A 17,613-nucleotide genomic window follows, 5' to 3' on the forward strand; every position below is an offset into this window, starting at 1 on the left:
GGGAGTGGGAGTTCTACTTACGATCTTCAGGATTGGCAGCTACATTTGGGTCGGGATCGGCACGTAAAGCCGATTTGGGTCCAGCAGCTAAAGCCGGTTCTCTTTCATCAGCCAAGGGAACATCGACCTCAGATTTAGGTCTGTCCATACCGTAATCGTAAGGACCAGTTGCTAGTACGGGAAATCCATGAAAATTTTCGATCGCCGGTGGCGAGCTTGTCATCCATTCTAAGGTTAGTGCTTCCCAAGGATTGTTACCAGCTTTGGGACCGTACATCCAACTCCAAATTGCATTGATGATGAACGGTACGGTGGAGATAGCTAGTAAGTAAGCCCCCATCGTACAGACAAAGTTCAGCGTAGCGAACTTGGCATCATACTCGGCAATCCGGCGATTCATACCCATCAGTCCGAGTTTGTGCATCGGTAAGAAACACAAGTTCATCCCAACATACATCAAAGCGAAATGAACCTTACCCCAGAATTCATTCATCATCCGTCCCGTCATTTTGGGATACCAGTGGTAAATTCCAGCATAGATCCCGAAGACCGAGCCACCAAATAGAACGTAGTGCAGGTGAGCGACGACAAAATAGGTATCGTGAACGTGGATGTCGAATGGTACGGCAGCCAGCATTACGCCACTGATCCCGCCGATGACGAACAGGCTGACAAAACCGATCGCAAACAGCATCGCACTGTTGAGCCGAATTTTACCACCCCACATCGTCCCCAACCAACTAAAAACTTTGATCCCCGTAGGTACGGCAATGATCATCGTCGTGATCATGAAGAACATCCGCAACCAACCAGGAATACCGCTGGTAAACATGTGGTGCGCCCAAACGATCAATCCCAAAAAGCTGATTGCTAAACTCGAATAGGCGATCGCTTTATAACCGAAAATTGGCTTGCGGGAGTGAACGGGGATCACCTCGGAAATGATCCCGAAAAAGGGCAGAATCATGATGTACACCGCAGGGTGCGAGTAGAACCAAAACATATGTTGGTAAACTACCGGATCGCCACCACCTGTGGGATTAAAAAATGCCGTGCCAGCAAACAGATCGAAAGACAGCAGAATCAAAGCACCTGCTAACACTGGTGTAGAAACGAGCGTCAAGGCAGAAGTCGCCAGCATTGCCCAACAGAATAGGGGCATTTGCGTCGTACTCATACCTGGTGTCCGCATCTTCAACAAGGTGACGAGGAAATTAATTGCCCCCAAAATTGAAGAAGTTCCCAACAGCAAAACGCTGATAATCCAAATTCCCTCGCCTAATTGTCCCGTGACTAAACTAAGGGGAGGATAAGAAGTCCAGCCAGCGTCAGCAGCGTCGCCCAGGATCAAACTGCTGATGAGTAAGATCCCCCCAGGTGGGATCATCCAAAACGCAACCGCGTTTAAGCGCGGAAATGCCATATCCTTCGCCCCAATCATCAAGGGAATCAGGAAGTTGGCAAAACCCGCCCCTGCTGGCACGATCCACAGAAAAATCATGATCGTGGCATGGAGTGTAAACAAGCTGTTATACACTTCACGGCTGACAAAATCGACTTCGGGCGTTCTCAGTTCCGTCCGCACCATGTCAGCCATTACGCCGCCGATACAGTAGAAAACAAACGTTGTCACCAGGTATTGAATGGCGATTACCTTATGGTCAGTATTAAAAGTAAAGTAATCGCGCCACTTTCTTTCTCCTGGTTCTGCTTCCAAGATAGATAAGTTAGCCGAATGTTGGATTTGTGCTTGAGTCATAGCAATAAGGGTAATTGGTAGTTGGTAATTGGTAGTTGGTAATTGGTGATTGTTAGTTATTAGTTGTTTGTAATTACTAACTGTTAGCTCATGTTCGATTGCTAAAAGCTAACTGCTTTCCCGTTACCCATTACCCATTACCCATTACCAATTTTAGTGATGGTGAAGTTGATGAAGGGTTTCGGGCTGAATTCCCATTTGCGCGGTGTAGGGGGAGAGAAATTCAGCGGGGGAACGATCTGCGGCATTTAGGGCGATCGCCTGTTCTAGATTGCCCTTAGTTGCGACTTGTTGTTCCTGCATCCACTTGTCAAAGTTTTCTGGTGTTTCCACAATAAACTTGGTATTCATCGCCCCGTGATAAGGACCGCAAAGTTCAGCACAGATCACTTTATATTCCCCTACAATTTTTGGGGTGAAGCGAATTTCACTTTGTCTACCAGGAATCACATCTTGTTTTAAACGCAACTCTGGAACCCAAAAAGCGTGAATGACATCGTTTGCTGTCATGTCTAGTTTCACTTCTTTACCCGCAGGAACGTGCAATTCACTAGCCACCACGCCCGTATCTGGATAGGTGAAAATCCAAGCATATTGCAAGCCAGTGACGTTGACTGCTAGCCCTGGGACTTTTCCTTCGTTACCTGGGCTGGCACCGATGCCAGGAGAGACTATACCCATACCAGGAGCATCGCGTTTTTGAGGAATTTGGTCGGAGTTACGAACGGAGGCTGTAGCTGGATCTGACATTGCCTCATCCGACTTGATTTGATTCGCGTTGGGTTCGGTGCTAGGCGGTGTATCGTTCAATGTTGCCGCAATCGCTGCCCCTGGCATTTTCATTGCTTGCCCAGCAATAGGGGCTTCGTGAGCGCTGTGGGGATCGAAACCACCAATTTCGTTGTAGACATCAAAGCTGTAGATCGATAAGCCGATGACAATAATTGCCGGGATCGCCGTCCACAGAATTTCTAGAGGAATATTACCGAACACGGGAGGCGCGTCAGTGTTATCGCCCTGGCGACGGCGAAACTTAAAGGCAGCATAGATCAATATGCCTTGTACCAGCACAAACAGACCCGTGCCAATCGTCATCATTGTGTCGAACAGCCCATCAACCAAGGTGGCTTCATCTGAGGCTGCCGTGGGTAGTAACCCGTGATTCTGACCGTACCACAGACTTGTCAGAGTCAAGACGATGCCAATTAATAGCGTCCAAATAGAACTAGGAATGTTCACGGTTAAGGATTTGATAATTTTTAGCTTCTTAACAATTAGCCACACTCACTTACCAAGGTAGTGCAGCCAGCCCAAAACCTGCCGATCCCCAAGTTAATTTTTTCTGATGTTTTGGAGGGAGCAGGGAGCAGAGTAAGAGAGCTGAGGTAGCTGGGGGAGCTGAGGGAGAAAAACAACACTCACCCCACACCCTACACCCTTTCTTCTCGCTCTTACCGATAACTGGCAACTGATAACTGATAACTGACAACTGACTACCTAAGCGAATCTAGCTCAAGTTTGAGTTGGTTATCTATAAACCATGAACAAATGTAACGGAGTAGAACAATTTAAAAATCTCTAAAGCTTAGGGGCTAAGCTACGGCAATCCGGCACATTAGGTATATGGCTAACCAAATCACCTCGCGACGATGCGCTAGGGTGGAAGGTGAGCTAGCACTTACATATTTGTAAATACTTGGTTAGATACTGGCAACTCTTTGAAGACAGGCAATTAAGGTACAGTCCATGACTGAGTTCGTCCTGCAAAGACAAAACACAGACACAATCGAGCAGTCCCAGCCACGGGAAAGAATTCGGCGATTGGTGTGGAAATTATGCGTAGCAACTTTGATTTTGATGGCGATTGGTAGTGCTACGCGGGTAATGAATGCTGGGTTAGCTTGCCCAGACTGGCCCCTGTGTTACGGTACGCTCGTACCGACTCAACAGATGAATTTTCAAGTATTTTTAGAGTGGTTTCATCGCCTAGATGCAGCTTTAATCGGGCTAGGGGCGATCGCGCTAACAGTCGTGAGTTGGTGGAACCGTAACTTTCTCCCCCGCTGGCTACCTTGGGCGGCGATCTTTGCCCTTAGCCTGATTGTCTTTCAAGGGGTCTTGGGCGGACTGACAGTTACGGAATTACTGCGATTCGATATTGTCACCGCGCACTTGGGAACGGCGCTCTTATTCTTCAGTGCATTACTGGTTATTGGCACGGCACTCACGCCTTATCAAGGAACTGGTAACGCAGGTAAATTGGCTTGGTTGGGATTGGCTGCTGCTGTGTTAGTCTACGTGCAAAGTTTGCTTGGCGCATTAGTAGGTTCGCGCTGGGCGCTACACCAATGCTTAACCGGACAGCAATTGTGTAGCGTCATGTACAGTCACATCGGGGGTGTGGTTCCCCCAACGCTAGCCACCTTGGTTTTAGTGTTACTATCTTGGCGAACTCCGGCTTTGCATCCCGCATTACGCCGACTGGCAAACATGGCTGGCGGACTAATCCTACTGCAAATTCTTTTAGGACTTGCCACCTTCCGCTTGCATTTACAAGTAGAACCACTGACCGTATCGCACCAGTTTGTTGGTGCAGCCTTACTAGGTGTTTTGGTTGGCTACACCGTACTGGCAATTCGCGATGTTTACGGCGGTTCGCGCAGCGATCGTGCTGGGCTAAATCGCCCCGCTGCGTAAACGCAAAGGTGCAGCGACCATCACGGTCACAGCGACCAGTTATCAGAGACCAGTAGAGACGTTACATGTAACGTCTGTACATAGTTATCAGTGCCTAGTGAATTTTGACTCGTGACTGGTGATTAGCGATCGGTAAAAAGTGGTGCGTGGTGGGCGAAAGCACTTATAGCTTTTGCTTCTACCCTCCTGCCTTCTGATAATGTGTTGGTTTCAAAATAAACGGAATTTGGTGTGAATTTTATGATCGGGGCAGATGTCTCTAGACACCATCAAAACTTTCTTCAAGTCGTTCATAGCTACTATCAGCTAACTAAGCCGAGGATTATACCTCTACTTCTGATTACAACTGCTGGCAGTATGTGGATTGCAGCCGAAGGACGAGTCGATCCAAAATTGCTCGTTGTCACCCTAGTTGGGGGAACTTTTGCTGCTGCTGCTGCCCAAACCGTCAACTGTATTTACGATCGCGATATCGATTATGCGATGGAACGAACCCGCCACCGTCCAATTCCTTCAGGACGAGTACAGTCGCACCACGCCCTAATTTTTGCGATCGCCCTAGCAGCAATTTCTTTCTCTCTCTTAGCAGTCTTTGCCAACTTGCTAGCTGCTCTGTTAGCAATGTCTGGCATTGTCTTCTACGTTGCCATATATACCCATTTTCTCAAACGTCATACCCCTCAAAATATCGTCATTGGTGGTGCAGCAGGGGCAATTCCCGCTTTAGTTGGTTGGGCAGCGGTGACGGGAAGTTTAAGCTGGACGGCTTGGACGATCTTCGCCATTGTCTTTCTGTGGACACCACCTCATTTCTGGGCGCTAGCATTGATGATCCGCGAAGACTACGCCAAAGTAGGCGTACCGATGTTACCTGTCGTAGCGGGCGACGAGACTACGGCGCAGCAGATTTGGTTCTACACCCTAATTCTGATCCCCGCCACGTTTTTACTGATTTATCCCCTACAATCGTGCGGTCTTCTCTACGGCGCGATCGCCTTGATTCTTGGTAGCATCTTCGTGCGTAAAGCTTGGCTGTTATGGCAAAATCCTACCTGTAAAACCCAAGCGCGATCGCTATTCCTCTACTCCATCCTTTACATGATGCTATTGTGTGCGGGCATGGTGGTCGATAGCCTACCCTTCACCCACCAGGTTGCAAACGCTTTAGCTTCCAGCTTAAACACCATCATCAGCACGATTCTCATTTCTAGATAGTGGTGCTTTGACTAGTGGCTAGTCAATCTATTTTCTTGCCACTAGTCACTACTCACTACTCACTCTTCTATGATGAAGACAGGAAGTATTTAGATTTGTATCGCTGCTAGCGAGAAAAAGCTCCTATGGCTCCTGCTGTTTTCATCCAAAATTTGCAAAAGCGCTATGGCAGTGTTGAGGCTGTCAAAGATATCTCCTTTGCGATCGAAGCTGGGGAGATTTTTGGTCTACTCGGTCCCAACGGTGCGGGTAAAACTACAACCTTGCGCATCTTGTGTACCCTCTCTACACCAGATGCAGGAGTAGTAGAAGTTTCTGGAATTTCGGTATTAGATAACCCTAGAGCCGCTAGACGGAGATTGGGATATGTCGCGCAGGAAGTCGCTCCCGATAAAGTGTTGACGGGACGAGAGTTGTTGCAACTACAAGCAGCTCTCTATCACTTACCCAATGCCGTAGTCAAACAGCGGATCGATACGGTATTAAATTTACTGGGCTTGCAGGAGTATGCAGACAAAAAGACAGGTACGTACTCCGGCGGTTTACGCAAGCGTCTAGACTTGGCAGCAGGCTTGCTACACGCTCCCGATGTTTTGGTATTGGACGAACCCACCGTTGGACTCGACATCGAAAGCCGTTTTGTCGTGTGGGATTTTTTACGTCAATTGCGCGAATTGGGAACTACCGTCTTAATCACCAGCCACTACCTAGAAGAAATTGACGCATTGGCTGACAGGGTAGCAATTATCGATCGCGGTTTAGTTATTGCTTCCGGTACGCCTTCTCAATTAAAAGATAAGGTAGGAGGCGATCGCATTACCCTCCGCATCCGCGAGTTTTCTCCCCCAGAAGAAGCAGAAAAAGCTAAACAAATGCTGACAGCGCTGCCCTTCGTCCAAGAAGCGATCGTTAATAGCGCTCAAGGTAACTCGCTTAATCTCGTTGTCACACCCCAAGCAGAAGCTTTAACTCAAATTGAGGCAACGATGAAATCTGCTGGCTTACCCATTTTTGGCATTTCCCAATCTCGCCCTAGTTTAGACGACGTTTACCTCGCCGCCACAGGTCGTACCCTCATGGATGCCGAACTCGCCGCCGCCGGAAGCCGCGATCCCAAAGCAGAAAGAAAGCAAAATATGAGATAGGTAATGGGTAATGGGTAACAGGTAGTAATGGTTAATAGTTATTGGTCATTTGCAACTCATTATTAACACCTACCAATTACCAACTACCAACTACCAACTACCAACTACCAACAACACACAATAATATGAGCAGCACTTTTATACCTCCAAAATCCGATGCGAGTTGGCAACAACTAGCATCGACGGCAGTTCAAAAAGAAGATACTCCTAACTGGCTAGGAGAACTGGTTCAAGAGACTTTGGCACTCACTCGCCGCCTTTTCATCCAGTTGCAGCGCCGCCCTTCAACTTTAATTGCTGGCATTATTCAACCTGTGATGTGGTTGATTCTATTTGGTGCTTTGTTTCAAAATGCCCCCAAAGGAATGTTTGGCGATAGCACCAATTACGGTCAATTTTTAAGTGCTGGCGTGATAGTTTTTACTGCCTTTAGTGGAGCGCTAAATGCAGGATTACCAGTGATGTTCGATCGCGAATTTGGCTTTTTAAACCGCTTGTTAGTCGCTCCTCTGGCTTCGCGCTTCTCGATTGTTTTAGCTTCAACTATTTTTATTGTCAGTCAGAGTTTGTTGCAAGCAGCAGTTATTGTAGCGGCGGCTGCCTTTTTGGGCGCTGGTTTACCCAATCTAGCTGGTTTGGGTGCGATCGCTCTCATTATCTTACTGCTGGCTTTGGGCGTGACGGCTGTAAGTCTTGGTTTAGCTTTTGCTTTACCCGGACACATAGAACTGATTGCCGTCATTTTCGTGACTCAACTGCCCTTGCTATTTGCTAGCACGGCTCTCGCGCCTTTGTCTTTTATGCCTAAGTGGTTGCAAATTGTCGCAACAATTAACCCATTAAGCTATGCGATCGAACCGATTCGCTATCTCTATCTACACAATAGCTGGAACTTAGGTAATGTAGTCATGCAAGCGCCTTGGGGTGCAGTGACATTTGGCGGAGCTATACTGATGTTGGTCGGTTTTAGCTTCGTAGCTGTGCTGAGCATTCAACCCTTACTGCGGCGGACTCTAGCATAAGTACAAAGCCTATCTTCCTATTTTTATTTATGCGAGCTATCACTCCATGAAAATCTCAGCTTCATCTCTAACAAAAATCTTTTTCGGTGCAGTAGTAGGAATGAGCTTAGCTACCTTATTACTACCACAACCCACTTGGGCGCAAGCAACCTCAGATGCCGAACCTCTGCGGGATCTGAATCAGGAACAAAATCGCGATCCCTTTTCCCGTGGTGATACTGGCGACGCTATGAGCGGTTTAATGGATATTATGCACCGCGCTCAAATGGGTAATATTCGTTCTGCGGGAGATTTTGCAACCGAGCAAAATCAATCTTTGGACGATGCCGCTGCTAAGTTTCGCCAGCAGCAGCTACAAAGGATGCAACAAAATCCATCGCAACCTAATAACAATCCTGCTAATCCACCTCAAACAAAATAAGTAAGTAAAGGGATGGCAATGCCATCCTTTTACTTGTTTATAATCCTAATGCTGCTAGCACGTCACTAGCGTGGCTTGTGGTATTAACGCTGCTATCGACGTGGACGATTTTACCGCTCCCATCAATTACGTAAGTTACGCGCTTGGCATAGCCGCCACCGTCAACGTCATAGGCTTTAACTAGAGTCTGCTGAGTGTCAGCTAAAAGTGGAAAATTCAGCCCGTATTTCTCAGTGAATTGTTGATGAGACTGCTCGTCATCAACGCTTACACCTAAGATTACAACGTCTTTGTCATTGTAAGTTTGCTTGGCATCTCGGAAACTACAAGCTTGTTTCGTACAGCCCGGTGTATCGTCTTTGGGATAGAAGTACAAAACTACAGTTTTACCAGCAAAATCAGATAAGGAGACTGTATTACCATTAGTATCTTTGACTGTAAATGTAGGTGCTTGCGTACCAACTGCTAAAGCCATAAGTTTCAGTATCTCCCTAAAATTTGATTGAATCTACTAACAGTAAACATATCTTATCTATCACTATTATTGTGGCGATCGAATAAGAGTTGACTGTATTTCCTGTCTCGATTATTTTATCAATAATTGTTATCTTTTTTAACTCTATTTTTAAACATAATTTCTTAACACTCAGCGATCGCGAGAGATCCGTTCAGTGGCAGCTAGCTCCAAGGGAGGCTTTGTCAAGCATCCTAGTATACATAATTATGAATTTTTAACTATAACTTTTTACGTCTAAATTATCTAAGAGTTTTCTCACATTAATTTCATAGAAAACTCATTAACATCTTATTCAATATCTTATTTAAAACTATCAACTTGCTTTACTTTGTCTTTAAAACAGAAAAAAAGATAAAATTTGTAGCAAGCCTTACCGATTCTCAAGGGTATAAATAACCCGATCGAGGTTTGCCAAATTCAACTAGCATTGAACTCGGTTTGATTTTTTCCTCTAGGAATTTTAGGTAACTTGTGAGATTATACAATTGCTCCTGCAATTTGGTAAAAGATATAAGAAATCCGTTTATTCTCCCCCTAACTCGTAGTTCCCGATTGCTTCATTAGCATCAATCTTCTATAGACAGAACCAAAAATTTTATCTTAAAATACCCGCTCGACCTCTATGCTAAAAGTAGCATTTATTGTCAATCACTTTCCGTTACTTTCAGAAACCTTTATTCTTAACCAAATTACCGGACTCCTAGAACGCGGACATCAAGTAGACATATATACTTGCACTCCAGGCGACTTGACTAAGGTACATCCTGATGTAGAAAAATATTGCTTACTGAAACGTACTTATTATCTGCCAGAGATTCCTCAAAACTTTCTGAAGCGATCGCTCAAAGCAATTGGTTTACTGAGTATAAATTTTACGAAAGCACCTAGAAAATTACTGCGATCGCTTAATGGTTTCAAGTATGGCAAATCGGCAACTTCTTTACGATTATTTTATGCCGCGATCGCTGGTGCAGATAAAGGAGCATATGATATCGTTCACTGTCAGTTTGGAACTTTAAGTTTTTGGGGTATGCTATTTCGGACAATTAATGCTCCTCAAGCCAAATTAGTCGTATCGTTTCGCGGTTACGATATCAGCCAATTCATTCAAGAACATGGCGATCGCATTTACGATCGTACCTTTGTAGAAGCCGATCTCTTTCTGCCAAATTGCGACTTTTTTAAACGTCGTCTCCTCAAACTCGGTTGTGACGAAAAAAAAATCTGCGTTCACTACTCAGGAATTGATTGCGATCGTTTCCAATATACACCCCGCTATCGTCATTCTCATCAGAAAATATGTATTGCTACCATTGGGCGTTTAGTAGAAAAGAAAGGAATTGAATACAGCATTCGCGCAGTAGCGAAAATAGTAAAATCTTGCCCTAATCTAGAGTATAAAATCGTTGGTTGCGGTTCTTTACAAACAGAACTAGAACAACTAATCCAAGAACTAGAGTTAAATAATATCGTACATCTATTAGGTAAAAAAAATCGACAGGAAATTATTGAAGTTTTGCAAGCATCTCACATATTTATTGCTCCCAGTATCACGGCACGCGATGGCAATCAAGATGCCCCTGTTAATGTCTTAAAAGAAGCAATGGCGATCGGCTTACCAGTCATTAGCACCTATCACGGAGGAATTCCAGAGCTTGTAGAAGATTGTGTTTCTGGGTTTCTAGTTCCAGAAAGAGATGCAGAGGCGATCGCATCAAAGTTACAATATTTAATCGCACATCCAGAAATCTGGAATATTATAGGTGCAGCTGGTCGCGAACGAGTAGAAAAATATTTTAATATGCAAAACCTTAACGACGAACTCGTCGATATTTATCAGAAAGTGAGTAGTGAAGAGTGACTAGTGACTAGTGGCTAGCGGCTAGCTATTCACAAATGACAAACGACAAACAACAAATGACAAATATGAATTTACCCAAAGTTACAATTGTAGTAACTCCTCGCGAACGTTTTAGTTATACTAAAGAGTCTTTAGAAAGTATATACGAACATACGCAAATTCCTTTTAAATTAGTTTATATTGATGGCAATTCCCCTAGAAAAGTACGTCAATATTTAGAGGAACAAGCGCGAGTTAGAAACTTTCAAATTATCAGAACAGATTACTATCTTTCTCCCAATCAAGCTAGAAATATAGGCTTGCGTCAAGTGGATACTCCATATGTTGTATTCGCTGACAATGATGTGGTTGTTTCCCCTGGTTGGCTAGAAAATTTAGTGCGGTGTGCTGAAGAAACACAAGCGATAGTCGTTGGACCATTGATGTGTCAGGATTTACCAATACATGAAATCGTCCACTTTGCAGGTGGCGAATCTCATATTTGGGTTGACAAAAATAAAGCAACTCCCAGACGTAGGTTGCGAGAAAAGATGTACAAGCAGGGAAAACGAGTCGTAGAAGTCCGCGATCGCCTACACCGTAACGAAACTGAATTAGCAGAATTTCACTGCGTTCTCGTGCGTACAGAGATCTTTTCCCGCATTGGTTTGTTAGATGAAGCCATGCTGAACACGAAAGAACATCTAGACTTTTGCATGAGTGTCAGGGAGGCGGGAGGTAAAGTCTATTTTGAACCCAGCAGCCTTGTCACATACGTACCAGGACCACCCTTAGAATGGACGGACTTACACTTTTATATGCTGCGTTGGAGTGATGCATGGACATTAGCGAGTTTGCATCGCTTGCGTGACAAGTGGAATTTGGCTGAAGATGCTTACTTTCTCCAAAAATACAAACAATTAGGTTGGCGGCGACGATGGACAATCGTTCATCCCCTCAGCCACCGCCTCACCTTTGGGATCAAAAGCCACTGGCTAGAAAAAATTCTCGTTCCTCTCGATCGCATCTTAAATCGTTACTTGACATCAAGCCACGCTCGACAACAGCAAAAATTTCAACTGCAACCGCAACAAACTAACGACTTACAGGACAACGGTTTTGCAGCTTGAGATCGGGAATAGAAACGCCAGCTAAGATACTAAAGAAACTCGATCTAAATCCGTTTCTAATTCCCGCTTGATGAAAGTTTCTAACCAATCTTTTACCAGACGAGTCGCGCGACAATCATCTTCGTTATAACGTTCAATTGCTTCGAGAAAAGAGCGATCGCCTGTTGCTAACCAGCGATCGTACCAATAAATACACTGCGAACCGTGCGCTTGAGGATCGCGCCATTCAAACCCAATCCAACGGGCGATCGCTTTGAGAGCATAACTTTCAATTGGTAGCACCACAGTTTGGGCGATCTGCTCGTAAATATCAACACAGCGATCGACGATCGATCTAACTTGTTCTGCTGGTGTCCGATAAAGTTGAGCCAAGCGTCTAATTGTCTCGACTTCATACGAGAAAAAATGAAAAATGGGCGCTTGTGGATAGCGCCCAACGATGTCTAAAAATTGTTGCCAAATCGTGCTTTCATCTGACTGTGTTTCTGCTAGTAAAGAATGAAAAGTTTCCGTTTGCTTCAGGCGATCGACCACCAACACTCCTAACATGTAATCAAGATTTAGATCTGGCTGTGCCTCAATATCAAAGTAGATTTCAATGGGATTTGGTAATGGGTAATTGGTAATGGGTAATTGGTAGTTGGTAATTGGTAGTTGCTCCCTTGTCTCCCTGTCTCCCTTGTCCCCCTGCTCCCTGCTCCCTGCTCCTTGCTCCCTTAAAAGCGAAATCGGGCGATTTTCCAAGACTGACTGCGCTTGCAATACTAAATGATGAGCTATTTTTTTGTCAAAACCTCGTAAGCTTGCTAAGTCAGATGAGTTAGCCTTAGCCAAAGATTCGAGCGTGACGAGATCGATCGCCTGTAACTCTTTATAACGGTTGGGTGTTACCCCAGGCAGTAAAGACAAATGTTGTTGAGATCTAGCAATGCCAGAGCAATAACTATACCAACGGCATAAGCTGCATCGCTGGCGAGAAATAAAGACTTCTGGCGCTTGAGGTGCTGCTAGTGTTTGGACGCACTCGGCAAAAATCTGCTGCATCTGCGGCAGTACCCTGGTTAAACTAACCTCATACATCTCTTTGCGGCGCAAGAGCAACCAAGCTCGCTCTGGTGTAGTTTCCTGCACCATGCCCAACGCCTGTCCGTGAAAAGCAGCTACAACTTGATATTCTAGTTTGGGGCGCTTACCTAATTCAATTTGGGCTGGAATATACATCCAATTTCCAAAAATCGATTGCCCTGGTTGTTTAATTAACAAATCGGGACGGCTGAGCAGCGTTACATCTTCTGAAGTGCAGGCGATTATCACTCCTCGATAAATCTGCTCTACACCCTGTTGCATTAACTGCCAAGTTGCTGTTGCTCCTGCTTGCCAATCCTCTTTAGAATACTGAGGTTGCTGATAAATCCGTTCTGCCATCATGCTTTGTCTATGCTCGAACTTGTCCTGTTGTAACTTCAGCAACAGTTCGCTAGGAGCATCTTTAAGTGCCAAATCTCCGTGGCGATCGAGAAATGGGCGACGATTACAACGTTGGTATTGTAGCAGCAGCTCAGCAGTCATTAGCATAGCTCTAGCGTAACAGGAAAACCATGAGTGATGTGTAGTGCGCTGAGGAATGGGGTGTTGGTAGTTGGTAGTTGGTAATTGGTAATTGGTAATTGGTAATTACTGGTCACTGGTCACTCATAGCTGCTCGATCGCTCCCTGAAAACTGGTCACCGATCGCTGATTCGGCTAAAATGACTTAGTTCTGCTGTGCTACCGTCAGATGGTTCGGCGGGTTGACGATCGCGACTGATGAACGTAAAGCTAAACGCAAAGCTATATGAGTAGATTCGACCGACAAAATAGAGGATTCAAAGTTATTGGAAATTTAGGGATGTTGCTGATCCCGATCGCGTCTGTACCTCTGCTTTTACCTTTGTTCAGTCAATCTTTCTCTCCGACTTCTACTATGGCAACAGATCCATCTCCTGAGACTCCATCTGACAATAATGTTGCGAATAACGTTTCTAGTGTCGCTCAATGGGAGGCAGAAGCTAGGCGGGAGGAGCAAAGCAAGCTACCAAAAGCTCAGCCACCAACGCTCAATAAAACGAACAAACAGCAACCTCAAAAAATTAAACGAAAACGGCAGCCTGTAGCCAAAAAAACACAATATGCTGCGCCAAGCTTAGAAATTCGCGTGGCGATCGCTCAAGATGCAGATTCTCTAATTGTTGGCTCCTCAACTCCCGCCCAAGTTGTAGAAACAAACGGCAAAGTCTTACGGCAACTGCCCAACGGACAGGCTTTTACAGTACAGCCTAGCGACTCAGATCGGATTACAATTGGCAATGCCCAATTACCCAATGCGGTCTGGATTTACCCCCAAAAAGGAGGTGTGGTATACGTAGGCGATCGCTGGTATAGAGGCAAACTCCTGCTCGTTGCTCGACAACAGAAGCTACTCGCGGTTAACTATGTCGATTTAGAGCATTATCTTGCCAGCGTTGTCGGTAGCGAAATGCACGCTTCCGCCCCTACTGAAGCTCTTAAAGCTCAAGCCGTCGCCGCTCGCTCCTATGCTTTGGTTCACATGGTACGTCCGGCAAATTCCTGGTTTAATCTCGGGAATACCCAGCGCTGGCAAGTTTACAAAGGGATGAACAGCGAGTACAACACTACACAAAAAGCTGTCAAAGATACTGCTGGGCAGATTATTAGCTATCAAGGCGGCGTAGTCGAATCGCTTTACGCTGCGACAGATGAGATCGTTCAAAAAGCTCATGGTGGCAAAGGTATGAGCCAAACAGGAGCCTATCGACTGGCAGCACAAGGCTACAACTACCTGCAAATTCTGGCGCACTATTACCCCAAAACCGCCACAGCAAGGCTGGAAATCAAGCCTTGAAGCAGGAGAGGAGCAGAGGAGCAGGGGAGACTAAACAACTCCTGATTCCTGACTTTTGACTTTTGCCTTTTGAATTTTACCTTTTGCCTTTTCTCAGAATTACACTTGACTGCTGAGAATTGGCTTGATTTGCGGTTCCGATCTTTCTCCTATATCATCGGCGATCGTTAACCGAGAGGGTTTACAGCGTTTGATCTCGACTGCAATCCCTTGCGCTCCTTCATGCTCCAAATCTTCTATGTAACCACGCTGGGCATCTGCCGCTTCTTTGGCGCTGAGAAAAGGACCGAAGTAGTAAGTACAACGGGGATTTTGGGTATCAATTTCTACCCACCATGCCCAACCGAAGTTATGGAAGAAGCTAATCAGATTTTCTTTAGTGTGATTCCAAATTGGGTTCATGTCTTTTTTTCCTATCAGCTTGTGGTAAAGGATTCGGGCTAACAAAACAAATCGCAAACTATTGTCACATTTCGTAAAAAAGATTTCATCGCTAGTTTTCTAATTTATCTTTTTTTGTACCCATGTTGACATAATTTACATTTTGCCAGCGTTGGCGAAAAATTTCGTAAAGTGCCATACCAGTTGCGACAGAAGCGTTCAAACTCGGTGTATTGCCTGACAAGGGAATCGATACCAACAGATCGCAGCAGCGCTGAGCGCTCAAACTCAATCCTTCCCCTTCCGAGCCAACTACTAGCACAATAGGACCACTAAATTTAACTGTCTGTATCGATTGTTCCGCTTCTAATGCCGTACCGTAAACCCAGAAACCAGCTGCTTTTAATTCTTCTAAAGCGCGGCTAAAGTTAATGACTCTGGCGACAGAGAATGTTTCTAAAGCACCCGCTGCGACTTTCATCACCGTAGACGTGATCCCAACAGCTCTGCGTTGAGGGATGACTAAGCCTTGCGCTCCGATTGCCTCAGCGGTACGGATAATTGCTCCTAAGTTGTGAGGATCGGTAATACCATCGGCAGCAACAATTACGGGTTGCTGAGAAGTCGATTTCGCTTTGTCAATTAGCCCTCCTAATTCCAAATAATCGTAGGGAGCTACTTGAGCGGCGATCCCTTGATGATTGGCGTGATGGGTAATTTGGTCTAGGCGTTTGGGTTCAACCTCATCAATGACCGTACCATTCTCCTTTGCCTGTTGGAGCAGAGAATGAAAGCGATGATCGTAACGCAGACGAGCAGTAACCCAAAGCCGATTGAGCTGTCGTTGGGTTTCCAAAGCTGTCAGCACGGGATGGCGACCGTAAATCAGATCGCTCTCTTCTTCTGATGTGGAAGGTGGAATTTGGGACGAGAAACGATCTGTCTTGTCGCGTTCTGTATTGTAGGTAGGACTAGCTAAGACTGGTCGAGAGAAATCTTTCTTTCCTGCCACATGACGTTTTTCCCCATCTTGTTTAGTGGCATTATGTTTGAGATCGGCACGCTTGCCTGTATAACGCTCTGGTTTGCCACGTTGCGGTTTTCCAGAAGGGTTAGATTTGGCTTTTAATTTGGGTGGTTCTGCCATAAATTTTTCTTATTGTTAATAGCCTTAGTATTCATTTTTATTTACACTAGGGGAGTTTAATGTTTCTGTAGGAGCTAATGGTAGCTGCTCCAAGAGTTGATACAAGCGCTGGCGATCGCTTAAATAAAGATAGCCTACGAGAGCTTCTAAACTCGTTGCTTGTTGATAAACTTCTGGTGCGGCGCGACGCGGTCGTCCTACAGTAGCATTGCGTCCCCGACGCACGATTTCTAATTCAGCTTGATTGAGATATGGAGTGAGATATCGTAAGTGCGAAGCCTGTGCCTCGGCTCTAACCTGAGCAACGACAAGGTTGTGGTAAGCCTGCGATCGCTTGTGGGGTAGTAAAAAGTGGCTCCTCACATACAGCTCGTATACCGCATCGCCCAAATATGCTAAAGCCATAGGTGAGAGTTGTTGTAGCTGCCCAGGAGCGATCGCCAACCAACTAGGTAGCAACTCCAACTGAGTGACTACATCTGTCTGAGCTTCCCGAGCTGAGCCGTCGAATAAATTGTCCTCCTTCGGTTCCACTCCGTTTGGATTCTCCCAGAACAATCAGTTGTCAGTTGTCAGTTATCAGTGACTGGTGGCTAGACCGAAACAAGAATCTACTCAATACACAAGCTACTCTCCAACTACCAACTACCAATTACCAATTTCAGCAACCAGCGATCCGTGACAACATTATTATGATCGATCCCCAATTTCAGGGGGTTGAACCTATGATAAGTTTTTTATATCAAAAAATTAAGCTATCCAGATTGCAAAACCGGATAGCTAAAGTTAGAGTGCCTGCGATCGCTCAAGATGCTTGAATATTTTCTAAAGCTGCTTCAACAGTCGATCGTAAACCTAAATATTGCTCTAGGTTAACTGTCTTGACTGTTTGAGTTACGCGGGCATTGGTGACAATTTGTGAAGTCCCACCGTTAGTTTCAGTCTGCTTCTTCAAATGCACCAAAGCGCCGATCCCAGAACTATCGACAAAATCAATTTGGGACAAATCCAATATGATGTGCTTTGGTCCCTCTTCAACATACTTGCCGAGTACCTTGCGAAAGGTTGGTTCTGAAAAGGCATCAAGCAAACCCGTCAACCGGAATAACTGATAATTACTCCGAACCTCACGAGTTCCTCTCAGGCTAACAGTTAGATTTAGTGTCTCAGCGATAGTTCCCTCCTCGCCACTTCTTGTTTCAAATCGAGGCTAAAGTATAAATGCTTGGTTGAGATGTTGTCTACACTCAGGTGGTAGAAGTTAGGGGCTTGAGGCTAAGAGCTTGGTGGTAGAAAACAGAACATCGTTTATATCCTGTTCGCTTCAGATCTTGCCTTTGCACTCCTAGTTTTTAAATTTTAACTCCTCATGTCTCTGTGGGTATAAAATACTATGAATTTATTGTAGGTAATGGGTAATAGGTAATGGGTAATGGG

The 17,613-nt window shown here is 45.3% G+C and carries 17 protein-coding genes; 9 read left to right on the top strand and 8 right to left on the bottom strand.

What is annotated here, in order from left to right; genetic code table 11:
• Positions 1-13: 13 nt before the first annotated feature.
• Both ctaD and C7Y66_RS08485 read right to left on the bottom strand, forming a co-directional pair.
• Entirely contained in the window at positions 14-1,759 is a 1,746-nt protein-coding gene (gene ctaD / locus C7Y66_RS08480) for a cytochrome c oxidase subunit I (protein WP_106545230.1), read from the bottom strand.
• 153 nt (positions 1,760-1,912) lie between these two features.
• Complete coding sequence (locus tag C7Y66_RS08485; RefSeq protein ID WP_106545231.1) at positions 1,913-2,998, bottom strand: cytochrome c oxidase subunit II; 1,086 nt, start codon at positions 2,996-2,998, stop codon at positions 1,913-1,915.
• A 507-nt stretch (positions 2,999-3,505) separates the two neighbouring features.
• Between C7Y66_RS08485 and C7Y66_RS08490 the strand changes: the two genes are divergently transcribed.
• From C7Y66_RS08490 to C7Y66_RS08510, 5 genes are all read left to right on the top strand, one after another.
• Positions 3,506-4,456 carry a heme A synthase gene (locus tag C7Y66_RS08490; RefSeq protein ID WP_015155994.1) on the top strand — a complete coding sequence of 317 codons (951 nt, stop codon included), beginning with the start codon at positions 3,506-3,508 and terminating at the stop codon, positions 4,454-4,456.
• 240 nt (positions 4,457-4,696) lie between these two features.
• Entirely contained in the window at positions 4,697-5,671 is a 975-nt protein-coding gene (locus C7Y66_RS08495) for a heme o synthase (protein WP_106545232.1), read from the top strand.
• A 125-nt stretch (positions 5,672-5,796) separates the two neighbouring features.
• Positions 5,797-6,816 carry an ABC transporter ATP-binding protein gene (locus C7Y66_RS08500; protein ID WP_106168044.1) on the top strand — a complete coding sequence of 340 codons (1,020 nt, stop codon included), beginning with the start codon at positions 5,797-5,799 and terminating at the stop codon, positions 6,814-6,816.
• Between the two features lie 125 nt (positions 6,817-6,941).
• A complete protein-coding gene (locus C7Y66_RS08505; protein ID WP_106545233.1) occupies positions 6,942-7,838 on the top strand; it encodes an ABC transporter permease in 897 nt (298 codons plus the stop codon).
• 46 nt (positions 7,839-7,884) lie between these two features.
• A complete protein-coding gene (locus C7Y66_RS08510) occupies positions 7,885-8,259 on the top strand; it encodes a hypothetical protein (RefSeq protein ID WP_106545234.1) in 375 nt (124 codons plus the stop codon).
• Positions 8,260-8,296: 37 nt separating this feature from the next.
• On the opposite strand, the gene C7Y66_RS08515 is transcribed toward C7Y66_RS08510, so the two are convergent.
• Positions 8,297-8,734, bottom strand: a complete 438-nt coding sequence (locus tag C7Y66_RS08515) for a peroxiredoxin (RefSeq protein WP_106545235.1) — start codon at positions 8,732-8,734, stop codon at positions 8,297-8,299.
• Between the two features lie 664 nt (positions 8,735-9,398).
• Here C7Y66_RS08515 and C7Y66_RS08520 point away from each other — a divergent pair.
• Both C7Y66_RS08520 and C7Y66_RS08525 read left to right on the top strand, forming a co-directional pair.
• Positions 9,399-10,637 carry a glycosyltransferase gene (locus C7Y66_RS08520; protein WP_106545236.1) on the top strand — a complete coding sequence of 413 codons (1,239 nt, stop codon included), beginning with the start codon at positions 9,399-9,401 and terminating at the stop codon, positions 10,635-10,637.
• Between the two features lie 65 nt (positions 10,638-10,702).
• Positions 10,703-11,746, top strand: a complete 1,044-nt coding sequence (locus C7Y66_RS08525) for a glycosyltransferase family 2 protein (RefSeq protein ID WP_106545237.1) — start codon at positions 10,703-10,705, stop codon at positions 11,744-11,746.
• Positions 11,747-11,767: 21 nt separating this feature from the next.
• Here C7Y66_RS08525 and C7Y66_RS08530 read toward each other — a convergent pair whose 3' ends face one another.
• Entirely contained in the window at positions 11,768-13,321 is a 1,554-nt protein-coding gene (locus tag C7Y66_RS08530) for a TM0106 family RecB-like putative nuclease (RefSeq protein ID WP_106545238.1), read from the bottom strand.
• Between the two features lie 259 nt (positions 13,322-13,580).
• Here C7Y66_RS08530 and C7Y66_RS08535 point away from each other — a divergent pair, with 259 nt between their 5' ends.
• Positions 13,581-14,648 (top strand): SpoIID/LytB domain-containing protein, encoded by a 1,068-nt coding sequence (locus C7Y66_RS08535; protein ID WP_106545239.1) that lies wholly within the window; start codon positions 13,581-13,583, stop codon positions 14,646-14,648.
• 99 nt (positions 14,649-14,747) lie between these two features.
• Here the strand turns inward: C7Y66_RS08535 and C7Y66_RS08540 are convergent, their stop codons facing one another.
• The 3 genes from C7Y66_RS08540 to C7Y66_RS08550 all read right to left on the bottom strand — a co-directional run bounded on the left by C7Y66_RS08540 (position 14,748) and on the right by C7Y66_RS08550 (position 16,710).
• Positions 14,748-15,050, bottom strand: coding sequence for a DUF1816 domain-containing protein (locus C7Y66_RS08540; protein WP_106545240.1), 303 nt, complete (start codon positions 15,048-15,050; stop codon positions 14,748-14,750).
• 91 nt (positions 15,051-15,141) lie between these two features.
• Complete coding sequence (rlmB, locus tag C7Y66_RS08545) at positions 15,142-16,176, bottom strand: 23S rRNA (guanosine(2251)-2'-O)-methyltransferase RlmB (protein ID WP_106218208.1); 1,035 nt, start codon at positions 16,174-16,176, stop codon at positions 15,142-15,144.
• A 24-nt stretch (positions 16,177-16,200) separates the two neighbouring features.
• The gene (locus tag C7Y66_RS08550; RefSeq protein WP_015155982.1) at positions 16,201-16,710 is read right to left on the bottom strand and encodes a Mini-ribonuclease 3; all 510 of its coding nucleotides are present in this window, start codon (positions 16,708-16,710) and stop codon (positions 16,201-16,203) included.
• Positions 16,711-16,715: 5 nt separating this feature from the next.
• Between C7Y66_RS08550 and C7Y66_RS08555 the strand changes: the two genes are divergently transcribed.
• Positions 16,716-16,994, top strand: a complete 279-nt coding sequence (locus C7Y66_RS08555; protein ID WP_106545241.1) for a hypothetical protein — start codon at positions 16,716-16,718, stop codon at positions 16,992-16,994.
• On the opposite strand, the gene C7Y66_RS08560 is transcribed toward C7Y66_RS08555, so the two are convergent.
• Positions 16,982-17,350, bottom strand: coding sequence for an STAS domain-containing protein (locus C7Y66_RS08560; RefSeq protein ID WP_106545242.1), 369 nt, complete (start codon positions 17,348-17,350; stop codon positions 16,982-16,984). The genes C7Y66_RS08555 and C7Y66_RS08560 overlap by 13 nt on opposite strands.
• Positions 17,351-17,613: the final 263 nt, after the last annotated feature.

It is taken from the genome of Chroococcidiopsis sp. CCALA 051, assembly GCF_003015105.1.
Classification (GTDB): domain Bacteria; phylum Cyanobacteriota; class Cyanobacteriia; order Cyanobacteriales; family Chroococcidiopsidaceae; genus Chroococcidiopsis; species Chroococcidiopsis thermalis.